Source organism: Aquimarina rhabdastrellae, assembly GCA_947387485.1.
In the GTDB taxonomy this organism is placed as follows: domain Bacteria; phylum Bacteroidota; class Bacteroidia; order Flavobacteriales; family Flavobacteriaceae; genus Aquimarina.
Map to the genome: position 1 here is coordinate 57999 of CANDNT010000002.1, position 14753 is coordinate 72751.

13 protein-coding genes are annotated in these 14753 nt (G+C 31.7%); 6 read left to right on the forward strand and 7 right to left on the reverse strand.

Features of this window, described 5'->3' with window-relative positions; genetic code table 11:
- Positions 1–39: 39 nt before the first annotated feature.
- A complete protein-coding gene (locus ACYEKI_RS04875; RefSeq protein ID WP_459210048.1) occupies positions 40–1203 on the reverse strand; it encodes a beta-ketoacyl synthase N-terminal-like domain-containing protein in 1164 nt (387 codons plus the stop codon).
- Positions 1204–1370: 167 nt separating this feature from the next.
- Between ACYEKI_RS04875 and ACYEKI_RS04880 the strand changes: the two genes are divergently transcribed.
- Positions 1371–1817: a cytochrome c oxidase assembly factor Coa1 family protein gene (locus ACYEKI_RS04880; protein WP_459210049.1), complete on the forward strand. Its 447-nt coding sequence runs from the start codon at positions 1371–1373 to the stop codon at positions 1815–1817.
- Here the strand turns inward: ACYEKI_RS04880 and bioA are convergent.
- From bioA to ACYEKI_RS04895, 3 genes are read right to left on the reverse strand one after another with little or no spacing between them, the layout of a single operon-like run.
- Positions 1800–3065 (reverse strand): adenosylmethionine--8-amino-7-oxononanoate transaminase, encoded by a 1266-nt coding sequence (gene bioA, locus ACYEKI_RS04885; RefSeq protein WP_459210050.1) that lies wholly within the window; start codon positions 3063–3065, stop codon positions 1800–1802. The two genes, ACYEKI_RS04880 and bioA, sit on opposite strands and share 18 nt — an antisense overlap.
- Before the next feature lie 10 nt (positions 3066–3075).
- Positions 3076–3696: a dethiobiotin synthase gene (gene bioD / locus ACYEKI_RS04890; protein ID WP_459210051.1), complete on the reverse strand. Its 621-nt coding sequence runs from the start codon at positions 3694–3696 to the stop codon at positions 3076–3078.
- A 22-nt stretch (positions 3697–3718) separates the two neighbouring features.
- The gene (locus ACYEKI_RS04895; RefSeq protein ID WP_459210052.1) at positions 3719–4867 is read right to left on the reverse strand and encodes an aminotransferase class I/II-fold pyridoxal phosphate-dependent enzyme; all 1149 of its coding nucleotides are present in this window, start codon (positions 4865–4867) and stop codon (positions 3719–3721) included.
- Positions 4868–5046: 179 nt separating this feature from the next.
- On the opposite strand from ACYEKI_RS04895, the gene ACYEKI_RS04900 reads away from it, so the two are divergent.
- The 5 genes from ACYEKI_RS04900 to ACYEKI_RS04920 all read left to right on the forward strand — a co-directional run bounded on the left by ACYEKI_RS04900 (position 5047) and on the right by ACYEKI_RS04920 (position 9794).
- Positions 5047–5553 carry a DUF2975 domain-containing protein gene (locus tag ACYEKI_RS04900; RefSeq protein WP_459210053.1) on the forward strand — a complete coding sequence of 169 codons (507 nt, stop codon included), beginning with the start codon at positions 5047–5049 and terminating at the stop codon, positions 5551–5553.
- 2 nt (positions 5554–5555) lie between these two features.
- Positions 5556–5759 (forward strand): helix-turn-helix domain-containing protein, encoded by a 204-nt coding sequence (locus tag ACYEKI_RS04905; RefSeq protein WP_459210054.1) that lies wholly within the window; start codon positions 5556–5558, stop codon positions 5757–5759.
- Positions 5760–5789: 30 nt separating this feature from the next.
- The gene (locus ACYEKI_RS04910; protein WP_459210055.1) at positions 5790–6221 is read left to right on the forward strand and encodes an ankyrin repeat domain-containing protein; all 432 of its coding nucleotides are present in this window, start codon (positions 5790–5792) and stop codon (positions 6219–6221) included.
- A 107-nt stretch (positions 6222–6328) separates the two neighbouring features.
- Entirely contained in the window at positions 6329–7885 is a 1557-nt protein-coding gene (locus ACYEKI_RS04915; RefSeq protein WP_459210056.1) for an ankyrin repeat domain-containing protein, read from the forward strand.
- Positions 7886–8012: 127 nt separating this feature from the next.
- On the forward strand, positions 8013–9794 hold the full coding sequence (locus ACYEKI_RS04920; RefSeq protein ID WP_459210057.1) for a M61 family metallopeptidase: 1782 nt from the start codon (positions 8013–8015) through the stop codon (positions 9792–9794).
- 44 nt (positions 9795–9838) lie between these two features.
- Here the strand turns inward: ACYEKI_RS04920 and ACYEKI_RS04925 are convergent, their stop codons facing one another.
- The 3 genes from ACYEKI_RS04925 to atpD form a co-directional block, all read right to left on the reverse strand.
- Positions 9839–12604 (reverse strand): S9 family peptidase, encoded by a 2766-nt coding sequence (locus tag ACYEKI_RS04925; RefSeq protein ID WP_459210058.1) that lies wholly within the window; start codon positions 12602–12604, stop codon positions 9839–9841.
- Positions 12605–12759: 155 nt separating this feature from the next.
- A complete protein-coding gene (locus ACYEKI_RS04930) occupies positions 12760–13053 on the reverse strand; it encodes a FoF1 ATP synthase subunit delta/epsilon (RefSeq protein WP_459210059.1) in 294 nt (97 codons plus the stop codon).
- A 39-nt stretch (positions 13054–13092) separates the two neighbouring features.
- Positions 13093–14601: a F0F1 ATP synthase subunit beta gene (gene atpD / locus ACYEKI_RS04935; protein WP_459210060.1), complete on the reverse strand. Its 1509-nt coding sequence runs from the start codon at positions 14599–14601 to the stop codon at positions 13093–13095.
- Positions 14602–14753 lie beyond the last annotated feature (152 nt).

The following is a 14753-nucleotide window of genomic DNA, read 5'->3' on the forward strand; positions in this document are numbered from 1 at the left end:
AAATTAGTATTTCAAAAATAACAAATTAAACGGTATGCTTTATATTTTGGATAATAAGATACTAACAGCATTTCCTCCAAAACCGACAGCATTTACCATTACTTTGTTAATCTTTTTTACGCTCTTTGTTGTATTATTAATATAAGGAACAGCTATAAATTCTTGCTTTAAAAGCATAAATATAGCCAATTCTAAACTTAAGATTCCGCTAGCACCAAAAGTATGTCCTATTTTCCATTTATTGGTAGTTATGGCTGGAATTTCGTTTCCAAATACTTCTTTAATAGCATTATACTCTGATGTATCTCCTTTAATCGTTCCTGGTGCATGCATAACGATAGCATCTACCTCATCTAATGCAGTATCTTTCATTGCCATCTTCATTGATTTTTGAAAGCAATCTGCATTGGTCGAAATAGAAATATTGTGTTTTAAAGGTTCTGTCGCATAGCCTATACCTTTTATTATTGCCAAAGATTTTTCTGTTATTCCTTTCTCTAGGCAAACAGCCGCTGCTCCTTCTCCTAAAAACATGGTATTTTTTGATTTTTCTAAATCTAATGCCTTACACGGAAAACCTTCTTCTACTACTTTGGCATAAATCTTCAAGGCTTTCATCTGTGCAATAGTAAAGGGGGTTAATGGTGCTTCGCTCCCTCCTACCAAGAATTTATCTGTTAGGCCCGATTTAAGCCATGCCACACCATTAATCAATGCATGTAATGCTGTAGAACATGTAATCGAGTGACTAATCTCTGGGCCTTGATGTTGCAAATCATGTGATACCCACGAAGAGATATTTCCTAATGTAGTTGTAGGAGAACTTAGTGTTGATGAACGTCTTTCTTTTAAAAACTCTTCATGATATTTTTCAAAAAGTGACGTTGCACCTCTAGAAGAACCAAAGTTAATTCCGAAATCAACTTCTTGATTCCACCCTGCATCTTTTACTGCTTTTCTTGCTGTATATATCGCATATAAAACCGAATCATCTAAGTTTTTATACGAGGTATTTTCTACTCTTAATTGGGCTATTTCTTCTTTTCCTATAGCTGTAAGCCTAGCTACAGGTGTTGCTATATCTTCAAATATTTCATTTGTGATACAATGTTCTTCTTTTTGATATGCATTCCATATATCATCTTTATGAGCTCCAAGAGCTGAAATTGAGGATATACTAGTAATAGAAATTAATTCTTGCAATGATTCTCCTTTTTGTGGACAAATGTACAGTATTGCTATACTTTGCTCAACTTTATTCTATTTTTTTTCATCTGTCTTATATTTCGACATAACTACTTTATGTTTTGTAACATATAACTTTAAATAGCTACATATTATTAAGAAATCTCTTAAAACATTTTTTATATATGGAAAGTCAGGAAACGAAAAAAAGTTGGTTTAGAAGAAATTGGATGTGGGTTGTTCCCACTGGTGGTTGTTTAACTATTATTATTTTATTTATAGTCTTTTTAGGCTCTGTTATTTTTGGTGTAAGTACTTTGATTACAAAATCTAGTCCTTATCAAGATGCGCTTGATAAAGTGAATAAAAATGAGCAAGTTATTTCCATTTTAGGTGAACCTATAGAAACATCTGGAATACCTCAAGGACAAATATCTTTAAATAATGGTGATGGTACTGTAAATCTATCTATTCCTATAGAAGGTCCTAATGGTGAAGCTACTTTATATATCGAAGGAGAAAAACGTGATGCTACTTGGGATTATCAAGATATTCATGTTATTATTGATGATTCTGGTCAAGAAATCAATTTATTAGAAACTACCGAAGTGCCGTTAAACGACCTCCAGTAGTTCTTCTATAGTATCGTATATTTTTTGTAATTCGCTTGATGTAATCACATAGGGTGGTAAAATATAAACAGTATTACCTAGTGGTCTTAACACCACTCCTCTATCCATAAAGTGGTTAAAGATTTGGTAACGTTTTTTTCCGTATCGATCCATCTCTATATTAAGATCTAATGCATAAATCACACCTAATTGTCGTGTACTTTTCACTTTCGGGTGTGATGTAATCTTCATATCAAACTCTTGGTGCGCATTTATTACCCTATGTATATTATCTTGAATTTCTGTTGACTGTAATAACGCTATTGCTGCTACAGCTACACTACAAGCTATTGGATTTGCAGAATACGTATGAGCATGAAAAAATGCTTTCCCTACAGTATCATCAAGAAAGGCTTTATAGACATCTACCGTACAACTAGTAATTGCCATAGGTACAAATCCTGCAGTTAGTGCTTTGGATAGTGAAATGATATCTGGTTTTGTTTCTATATGTTCTGAAGCAAAATGTGTTCCTGTTTTACCAAAACCTGTCATCACCTCATCTGCTATCGTTAGTATTTGATTTGCTTTACATAATTTTAGAACTTCGTTAAGACTATCTGCATCAAACATATGCATAGCATTTGCTCCTTGAACTAATGGTTCATAGATAAATGCAGCTACGTTATTTGTTGTAATGATTTCGTTAACCAAAGACAATACTTCTTCTATGTTCTCTTGGGTTGGTGCTGGTATACGTTTTACCGCAATAAAAAAATCTTCAAACGGACCATTATACACATCTAATCCTGATGCTGACATAGCACCAAAAGTATCTCCATGAAACCCATTTTCTAGAGCTAGGATAACATTTCTTTTTTCTCCTTTATTAAAATGGTATTGCAATGCCATTTTAATTCCGACTTCGTTTGCTGTAGATCCATTATCTGAAAAAAATATTTTCTCTTGATTTTGAGGTAATATTTTAATCAACTCTTCAGATAATTTGATAGCTGGTTCATGAGTAAATCCTGCAAAAACTATTTGATCTAGTTTTTGCATCTGCTCATTGACTTTATTTAAAATATAATCATTACAATGACCATACATTGCTGTATACCACGAAGCTATTCCGTCTATATATTCTTTTCCTTTATCATCGTATAACAAAGCTCCTTTTGCTTTTACAATAGGTAAGGCATCTGGGTGAATTTTATGTTGTGTCAACGGATGCCACAGATGTTTTTTATCTCTTTCTTGTAATGTCATTTTTTATTAATTATAACGAGACCAAGTTTTCTTTTAATCTTTCGGCATAATGCTTTATCACTTCTTTTGTGATTTGTGTTTCTTCATTAATTCGCCCTATAACCTTAGCGCCAGTCATTTTCACAATGATTTCTTCTGTTGTAGGATGTTCTTCTCCATTAAATAAAATCGAAACTTCACACCCTTTTTCCTGCAATGCTTTAATCGTAAGTAAGCTATGATTAATGCTCCCTAGATAATGTCTGGACACTACTATCACTTTATATGATGGCTTAATAATATCCAAAATAGTTTCTGTATCATTTAACGGCACTAAGATTCCGCCGGCTCCTTCAATTACCAAATCCTTGGTAGTTTCTGGCAGCTTAATCTTTTCTGTTGATACCGTTACTTTATCTATAGCTGCAGCTGCATGTGGACTCATTGGTGTGTGTAACGCATATGCATTGGGATAAAATTTAGATTCGGTATTACTGATCCATGATTGTACTCTATCTGTATCAGAAAATTCTAAATCTCCAGCTTGCACTGGCTTAAAATAATCAGCTTGTAGTGCTTCTACTACAATAGCAGAGGCTACTGTTTTTCCTACATCTGTACCTATTCCTGTTATAAAAATTTGCTTTCCCATAAGTTTAAACTTCAGCTTAATCTTATACAAATGTAGCAAGTAGTCGCAATACTTCTTCTATTTCTTGTACCGAATTATAGCTGTGTAAACAAAATCGCAATCGCTCTTGTCCTTTAGGCACTGTAGGTGAAGCTATTGCTTTTACATCATATCCTTTGTTAATTAATTGTGCTGCAATTTCTTTGGTTTTACTATATCCCGGAATCAAACAGCATTGTATCGCCGAATCACTTTGTATAAAAAATGCCTCTAGCTTATGTTTTTTTATTTGAGCTTTAAAAAATTTGATATTATCCTGCAGCGCTTCAACATCTTCTCTTCTTGCTAGTTTTTTATATCCTACCCATATATTTGCTAGAGCATGTGGTGGTAAGGCTGTTGTATAAATAAGACTACGTGCAAAATTGATTAAATATTGTTTTAATGCATTGCTCCCTAAAATCGCTGCTCCATGACAGCCTAATCCTTTTCCAAAAGTCACTATTCTAGCAAAGACTTTTTCTTCTAGTTTTTTTTCTTGAATCAATCCTGTACCATTCTTTCCAAAAACTCCTACGGCATGGGCTTCATCTATAATAAGTAGGCATTTATTGCTTTCGCAAAAGCTTGTCAACATTTCTAGATCAGGTGTATCTCCATCCATCGAAAAGACACTTTCTGTAACGATATATATCGTTCCGTTTATTTTTCCTTTGGCTTTAAGCCTATTGTATTTTACTTCTAAATCTTGAAGGTCATTATGCTTAAATTTATATGTTTCTGCATAACTCATCTGCATTCCGTCTCGTATTGAGGCATGAATAAGTTCGTCATAAAAAACACAATCTCCTTTTTGCGGTACCGAAGAAAAGAAGCCTAGATTAGCATCATATCCCGAATTAAAAAGTAACGCTTCTTCTATATTATGTAATCGTGCCAACTCACGTTCTACTACAGTATACAATTTGTGATTACCAGAAATCAATCTTGATCCTGTAGCCCCATTTGTTTGTATATCATATGTCTTTAAGACTTCTTTTGCCGCTTTAAACATTGCTGCGGATCTTGAAAAACCTAAATAATCATTAGATATAAAATCTACACCATTTCTTGTTTCGGGTAATGCTCTTAAGATATTTGACTTTTCTCTTAATTGTATCTTTTTAAGTAGTTTTTCTGGTAAGTTTTGCATACAATCCTTTTCCTTTCTGCATACAAAGGTACTCTTTAAATTTGTAATACACATGTTTCAAAAAGTACTCTATTGTTGTTAAAAATTACCTAATAAAAATAATTAATTATTGTTTTTCGATAATTTTTATAATATTTGCATTGTCAAACTAATTAAACACATTGTATCATATCATGAAAATGTTTGGAAAAAAATCTGTTTCAACTTTGTTGTTTTATGTATCAACCATTTCATTTTGGGGATATTTTATTTTTACCATAATTTTAAGCATTCTTTTAATTACAAATCAATTTACTCAAGAAAATGGGGATTATTTTCAAGTTAGTATTCCGTTTACCGGTTCTGTAATAAAAGGGATTAACCATCCTCTTACATTACTTGCTATTATTGCTTTTTTTCTTTTTTACTCGGCTTTTTTTTATCTATTGACTCAACTATTTAAAACCTTTAAAGCAGAAAAGTTATTTACAGAAAATGCCATTGTATTTTTAAAGCGCTTTACAATACTTAATCTCATTGTACCTCTTTTATACCTAATCATTGGGGCTATTGCTACCCATCACATATCGACAGATGATCTTATTAGTGGATTATTACATGTTTTTTTAGGAATTTTTGCTGCTTTTATTGCTGCAATTTTTAAACTTGGATACAGATTACAAGAAGAAAACGACTTAACCATTTAACTATGCCTATTATTGTACATCTTGACGTTATGCTTGCTAAAAGGAAAATGAAAAGTAAAGAGCTTGCCGAAAAGATTGGTATTACTACTGCTAATCTTTCTATCCTAAAATCTGGTAAAGCCAAAGCTATACGTTTTTCTACTCTTGAAGCTATTTGTAAAGAACTTAATTGTCAACCTGCAGATATTCTAGAATACACTACATAATATTTAATCACCTTTTTAATTTATTCTATCATGAAAACTATCACATTATATGTAATGCTATTTTTTAGTAGCTTTTTAGGCGCTCAACAATTATCTGAGCAATTTTTTACCATTATCAAAAATGACGATGCTGCTGCTTTAGAAAAAGTATTGACCAAAGACAATATCAATACTTGTTACGAATTTAAGAATTCGGCTTATACCTTATTATCTATAGCTATAAAAGCGAATAGTACAGCTTGTTTTGATCTTTTATTAAAAAAAGGTGTAGATCCCGAAATCAATTGTAAAGGAAAAACTCCCTTAATGTATACTGCCAAATACGGAAAACTTGACTTTGCAAAAAAGCTTATCGCTCATGGAGCTTCTCTTACTTCTAAAAACGAAAGAGGAAGGACTGCTCTTGATTATGCAAAAAAATATAAGCAACAAGCTTTGATTGATTACTTCTCTTCGCTATAGTTATTACTATAGTTTTTATCTAAAATTATACTATCCTAAACCTTAATGGTCAGTTCATGCTTTTGAATTGACCCTAGTATACTATTGCTTTATTTTATCTACTTATTATGAAAAAATTATATCTTCTTTTCTGCTTTTTAATTCAGTTATCATGTGCTCAAAAAACTCCTGAAATCTTAGAAGCTGTAGCAAACGATGATACACAAACTATTACTACTTTTCTAAAACAAGATCATGACATCAATGCTAATTATAATGGCTATACCTTATTAACCTATGCCATTAAAAAAAATTCTTCTACTTCTTTTATTCAGTTTCTATTGTCACAAGGAGCTCATATAGATCAACCTAATGGCAGTGGAAAAAATGCATTAATGTATGCTGCCAAATATCATAGAAATGATCTCATTCCTTTTTTAGTTAAACACGGAGCTAATGTTAATCTTCAAAATGATGACGGTGCAAATGCTCTTCTATATGCTATTAAATATGAAAACGGAGATGGATTAAAAAAACTAATCGCATTAGGTGGTGACATTCATAAAAAACTAGATAGTAATTTTACTATTCTTGACTATGCTAAAAAACGAAATTCCAAAATCATCTTAAAAGCACTAAACTTAGAGTATAAAGAAGAATTAGCTATAGATGGACCTTACCTTTTTTATCGCGATAATAATATTATTGAAAACATTGCTGTAGTTACTACAAATAATACTCCTCAAGTAACATCTTCTATACTTACTAATAAGAATACCCCTCTTAACGTTATGGTAGATAATAATTCTCAGGATCAATTTACGGTTCAATTACAAGACTCTTTATATATCCCTAATACGGCTTATAATGAACCAGAAAAGTTAATCGCTATTTCTGATATCGAAGGAAACTTTTACGCACTTAAACAGTTTTTAATTGGTAGCGGTGTTATGGATAACAACTATCAATGGAGTTATGGTTCTGGTCATCTTGTTTTGGTAGGTGATTTTTTTGATCGTGGTACAAACATTACAGCTGTACTGTGGCTTTTATATGATCTAGATCGTCAAGCGAAAGCTCATAATGGTATGGTACATTTTATTGTAGGGAATCACGAAATCATGAATCTTAATGGAGATAATCGATATGTAAGAAATAAATACAAAGAACTAGCTTTAAAACTAGATACAAAGACACAAGAGCTCTATAGTGAGAACACCGAATTAGGAAGGTGGTTACGCACTAAAAACTGTGTAGAAAAAATTGGAAATACAGTGTATACTCATGGTGGATTGAGTAAACGACTTGTTGATGATCATTTTTCTTTACAAGAAATGAATGATTTAGCAAGGGCCTATTATGGTAAATCGAATCAAGAAATCATCAAGAATGATCGTGCAAAAGGTGTATTTTCTAGTAATGCAGGGCCATTCTGGTATCGTGGATATTTTAAAGAAAACCTACCACAATCAGAAGTAGATGCTATTACAAATTATTATAAGATAGATCATATTGTAGTAGGTCATACTCCTGTTAAAGAAATTTCTTCTCTTTATGAGAATACGGTAATTGCTATAGACTTAAAACATCCTAATAACAAAGAACATGGTCTTGTAAAAGGTCTTCTCAAAATTAACAATCAATTTTACAGTATTGATGAATTAGGTAATCGATCAAAACTATAGGTTTTAATAAATACATTTTAATCCAAAAATCAATACTATATTAATCATTTTATTGCTTTTTAATTGATAAACAATAAACTCAAGTATAATATTTATATTTGAGTTTATTATTTTATAATCCTTTTTCATGAGAATTTTTATTGTTGCTTTATTTTTTACATTGACCTCTCTTGGGCAATCCAATACTTATACGATAGCTTTTCCTAATGCTGTACAACATGAAGCAGAAATTAGTGCTACTTTCCCTGATATAAAAGAGCAGAAATTTTCTGTGCGTATGAGCAGAACTTCTCCTGGTCGTTATGCGATACATGAGTTTGCAAAAAATGTTTATAATTTTACAGCAAAAGACAGTCAAGGAAAACCACTAAAAATCACACGAACTAATCCTTATCAATGGGATATTACAGGACATGACGGAACTGTATCAATCTCGTATACCTTATTTGCAGATAGGGCAGATGGTACCTATTCTCAAATTGATCTTACTCATGCTCATCTCAATATTCCAGCTACATTTATGTATGCTCCAAGTATGACCGAAAGATCTATCGAAATTGATATTCAAGCTAGAAAAGATCTTAAGTGGCGCGTTGCTACACAATTAAAGCATTTAAAAAACACCACATACTATGCCCCTAATTTTGCTTACTTTATGGATAGTCCTATTGAAGTAAGCAATCATCAAGTTCGTTCATTTGAAGTAACTTCGAATGCGAAAAAATACACCATAAATTTTGCTTTACATCATGCTGGTACTAAAGCTGAATTTGACGCTTATTTTGAAAAAGTTAAAAAAATTGTTCTTAAACAGAAAGAAGTTTTTGGCGAACTTCCTGATTTTGATTTTAATGAATATACGTTTTTAGGTTGTTATATTGCTAATGCAAGTCGTGACGGTATGGAACACCGCAATTCTACTATTCTTACCAATCCTCTGGCTTTGGCAGATGGGGGTGCTCAAAAAAATATCGGAACAGTTTCTCACGAATTTTTTCATTCTTGGAATGTAGAACGTATACGACCTAAATCATTAGAACCTTTTAATTTTGAAGAAGCTAATATGAGTGGTGAACTTTGGTTTGCCGAAGGTTTTACCAGTTACTATACCAACCTCATTCTTTGTCGTGCAAAAATCATCACTCCCAAAGAATATGTACAAAGTATAATTCGCATTTATAATCATGTTTGGAATTCTCCTGCTAGACAATATTTTAATCCTATAGAAATGAGCTATCAAGCTCCTTTTGTAGACGCTGCTACATCTATTGACCCAGTAAATAGAGAAAATATGTTTATTTCTTATTATTCTTATGGTAGTATTCTGGGGCTAGCATTAGATCTTTCTTTACGAGAAAAAGGATTACATCTTGATGATTATATGAAGCTTATTTGGGATACCTATGGTAAATCTGAAAAACTTTATACTATTACAGACTTACATTATTCGTTAAATCAATATGCTGGAAAAGATTTTGGAGATCACTTCTTTAATCAATATATATACAAGAGTGCTACTCCTGATTATAAACGTTTATTGGCATTTATGGGGATTTCTTTAACACAAGATACTCATCTGGCTTATCTAGGTAATGGTATTTCTGAAAACACATTAACCGAAAATCCTAAAAAAGGAACACCCCTATACCGTGCTGGTTTAAATAAGAATGATATTATTATAGCTATTGATCAACAAAAGCTCGATGACGAAATTACTGTTGCTTCTATAATACAGCAATATAAGCCTAAAGATGTTATTAACCTTACTTATCAACGATTTGGAAAAGAGCATCAAGTTAATATTACTCTTGATACCAATCCTACCTACACATTATCACTCTTTGAAGATGATAATATAAAGGTAAGAAAAGCTATACGTAATAACCGAAATGCCTGGTTACACCAATAATCAAAAAGAGCTACTTAACGATTTAAGTAGCTCTTTTTGATTTATTATTCTCTTTCTAAATCATATCCATGATTAATTCCTTTATCTACTCTAGGCACACCCTTTGTCATCCATTTGGGAGCTGGTTCTCCTTTTAAATAATGATCAAAAAACTGCATCATTCGTATAGATAAATCTTGTTTGTTTTTTACTTTTCTCAAATTATGAGCTTCATTGTTATAAACCAACAACCAAACTGGTTTTTGCAGTCTTCTCATTCCCATAAACATCTCTATTCCCTGATAATATGGTACTGCTCCATCATTATCATTATGCATCATTAATAATGGGGTTTGTATGTTTGGAATTTTAAATAATGGTGAATTCTCTATATAAAGATCAAATCCTTCCCATAAGTTCTTACCTATACGACTTTGTGTTTTTTCATATTGAAACTCTCTACTCAATCCAGATTGCCATCTTATACCTCCATAAGCAGATGTCATATTACTCACAGGAGCACCGGCCATAGCTGCTTTAAATTTATTGGTTTTGGTAATCAAATACGCTACTTGATAACCTCCCCAACTCTGCCCTTGAATTCCTATATTATTTGTATCTATATATCCTTTTTGCTCTAATGCTTCTACTCCAGATACAATACAATTATATGCGCTCTCTCCTGGTTTCCCATCCAAATTGTAAACAATATTAGGCACAAACATAATATAATCATTACTTACCAAATATGCTGGATTCACGATAGAAGCACTTGGTCTAGGAGAAGAATATATTGTAAGATTATCTGAATTTCTATCATAAAAATATGTAATCAATGGATATTTTTTGGTTTCATCAAAGTTTTCTGGCTTATATACTATTCCTTCTAACTCTTTTCCATCATAAGCTTTCCATTTAAACAATTCTGCTGTTCCCCATTTAAATTCTGTCTGTTGAGGGTTTACATTAGTAATTTTCTTTGTTGTTTTAAACAAATCTGTTGTAAGCTGTACATCTGGATAAGTAGTAAAATTTTGAGCGTTCCATACAAATACATCTTTATTTTTTGCTTTTTTAAAACCTCTTAAATGATACTCTCCTAATTTCAGTTTTTCTACTTTCTTCCCTTTATTTAATCCATAAACTCCATCTGTTTTTGTTTTATGATTATACCCTACAAGTAGTAATTCTTTACCAATATATGTTGCTAGAGAAGGATTCTCTTCATCCAGTTTCAACGTATTATACGTTATCTCATTTTCTCTACCATCTTTTGTTAATCTCGTAATCTTATATGTTTTTAATGATATACTCCATAAATCATATTTATCTCTTAATAAAACATTACCATTTTTATCAAAACCTGCATAACCATATGACCACGGTAATGATGGTTCATCATGATCTTCATTATAAAATGACACATTTACTTTTGATGTCAAATCATAGGTTTTACCTGATGCTAATTCAATTGCATACCAATTCTTTTTATATCTGTCATAATACACAACATGTTTTTGATCTGGTGAAATTATAGGATCTTCGCCTCCTTTTTTTATTAATAATTTCTTTTGTCCCGTTGCTATATTTACACTATAAAAATCTTTTACCCAGGGAGAATCCCATGATCTTTCATATCCATACGGTTTTTCATCTTCTCCTATTAAAAATTGAGGTTCTTTTCGTTTGTCAAATCTTAAGTTTTCTACTGCATCATCTTCTAATATGACATACTTTCCTTTATCTATATCATAACTAACTAAAAACGATTTCTCTTTTAAAGATTTTATTTTTGATTTTTGTTCTGGTTGTATCAATTTGTCTTTCCAGTTCCAAACATCTACTTCTGGAATCTCTTCATCTAATAATGTAGTATCTTTTTTATGTCTACTTATATCTTTAATATAGAAAAATAAACGATCTCCTTTATCCGCAAATAATGCTGTCTTATATTGACTAATTTCTTTTTGTGATTGCTTTATTTTTATTTTTTTAAGATCTCTACCATTAAAGTAATGGAGTGCGTATTTTAAAGAATCCTCTGCAACAGAATCTTTAACAGCATGAAAAGCTAATTGTTTGCCTAATTTATCAGTCGATAGATTACTATATAAATATTGTGTAGAATCAATTAAAGTACGACCTCCTGTTATAAGGTCATATTTAAAAACTCCATTATCTCTAGATTTCTTTTTTCCTTTCTTAATGGTGTAATAAAACTGATTTGCTTTTTCTGCTAACTTATATTCTTTTACATCGTATATAGTATCTTTTTTCTTTGTTTTAAGATCATATACTAATAATATATTTGATGCCTTTGTTTTTTTCTTATCAACAGAATCCTTGGTTTCATCTTTCTTAAAAATACTCTCAACTACAATTTTATAAGGTGCCTTTTCTGTTATTGCATATGATTTAACATTTTGTATAGAATCGTATATTTTATCACGTCTAACATCAAATATATACCAAGAGTCTTTACTTAATTTCTCATCTTTAAGCCCTTTTTTCTTTTCACTTCGTATAGTTTCATATAAAGGTTTTTGTTTAAAAAAAATAAAAGCTTCATCTTTTTTAATTTTGGATTCATATCCATTTATAAATCTAGATTTAGTTCCTTTATTTACATTATAAATTTCGATATAACCATCTCCTCTTTTGGTTGTTACCTCTACCTCAGATACTATTACATTTCCTCTTTCTGAAATATTCACATTTGAAATACGCTTCCATAAATCGTAATCATTATGAGATAGGCTCTTTTTCTGTTGAGGATAAGATATAATTGATAGTAGTGTAAAAACTATTGTAATCAAGTACTTCTTTGACATAGTTTAACGCTTTAACATTCCTAAATTCTTCATTCTAAAGTATAAAACATGTGTAATAAACTTTTATTTTTAACATAATTTTATCTTGTATTTTTTCAAAGAAAAAGCACTCACAATTTGTGAGTGCTTTTATACTTTTATAATATAATATCGAATTAATCAGCTAATATTATAACTTTATTATCTTTCATCTCCAGTGTTCCAGATTTGATTGCTAAAGTTAAAATCTTATCATCATCTGCATGAGGAACTAATTTCCCTGAAAGCTCACTTAATTCTAAATGTTGCTTTGTATGTGTATGAATCTGAACTGTTCCTTCAACTAAAATAGAAACAACAGGTGCGTGATTACTCAACATTTGAAATTCTCCATTTAGACCTGGCACTACAACAGAATCAACTTCTGATGAGAATAATACAGCTTCTGGAGTTACAATTTCTAAATACATATCTAACTGATAATTGTTAATTAATATTTGTTAGTCGAATTAAGCTTCAGCTAACATTTTCTCTCCAGCTTCTATAGCTTCTTCGATAGTACCTTTAAGGTTAAATGCTGCTTCTGGTAAGTGATCTAATTCACCATCCATAATCATATTAAATCCTTTGATAGTATCTTTGATATCTACAAGCACTCCTTTTAATCCTGTAAACTGCTCTGCTACGTGGAATGGTTGTGATAAGAAACGTTGTACACGTCTTGCTCTTGATACTGCTAATTTATCTTCTTCAGATAATTCTTCCATACCAAGGATTGCAATAATATCTTGTAATTCTTTATAACGTTGTAATAGAACCTTTACTCTTTGTGCACAATCATAGTGCTCTTTTCCTAAGATCTCTGGTGTTAAGATTCTAGATGTAGAATCTAATGGATCTACTGCTGGATAGATACCTAACTCAGCAATCTTACGAGATAATACTGTTGTTGCATCAAGGTGAGCAAACGTTGTTGCTGGTGCTGGATCTGTTAAATCATCTGCAGGTACATAAACTGCCTGTACAGATGTAATCGACCCTTTCTTTGTAGAAGTAATACGTTCCTGCATCGCACCCATCTCTGTTGCTAATGTAGGTTGGTATCCTACCGCAGAAGGCATACGACCTAAAAGAGCTGATACCTCAGAACCTGCTTGCGTAAAACGGAAGATATTATCTACGAAGAAAAGTACGTCTTTTCCTTGTCCATCTCCTGCTCCATCACGGAAATACTCAGCAATAGTTAATCCTGATAAAGCTACACGAGCACGTGCTCCAGGTGGCTCATTCATCTGTCCGAATACGAATGTTGCCTTAGAATCTTTCATTACTTTTTTATCAACTTTAGAAAGATCCCATCCTCCTTCTTCCATAGAATGCATGAAATCATCTCCATATTTGATAATTCCTGATTCTAACATCTCACGAAGAAGGTCATTTCCTTCACGAGTTCTTTCTCCTACTCCTGCGAATACAGAAAGTCCTCCATGACCTTTTGCAATATTGTTAATCAACTCCTGAATCAATACTGTTTTACCTACTCCAGCACCTCCAAATAATCCAATCTTTCCTCCTTTTGCATAAGGCTCGATCAAATCAATTACTTTAATACCTGTAAATAAAACTTCAGTAGAAGTTGATAAATCTTCAAATTTTGGTGCTGAACGGTGGATTGGTAAACCATCTTTACCTGCCTTAGGTAAATCTCCTAATCCATCAATCGCATCTCCAATTACATTAAATAAACGACCGTAAACATCTCCTCCTATAGGCATTTGAATTGGAGCTCCAGAAGCTACTACTTCCATTCCTCTACTCAACCCATCACTTGAGTCCATTGCTATAGTACGAACAGTATCTTCTCCAATATGAGACTGTACTTCTAATACAAGCTTACTACCGTCTGCTTTGTTAATTTCTAACGAATCGTAAATTTTTGGTAATTCAGTACCAGCCGCGAACTCTACATCGATTACTGGACCTACAATTTGTGATACTTTACCTGTAACTTGAGACATTATATAAATTATTTAATGTTTAGTATTTATCATTTAGAAAGAAAAATTTTCCTTTCAGGCTGCAAATATAACTTTTTAAAATGAAAAAATAACCTCTTTTATTTTTGTTTTTTTTCTTTAGTATATATCTGGTTTCTAAGATGCTCTATTCT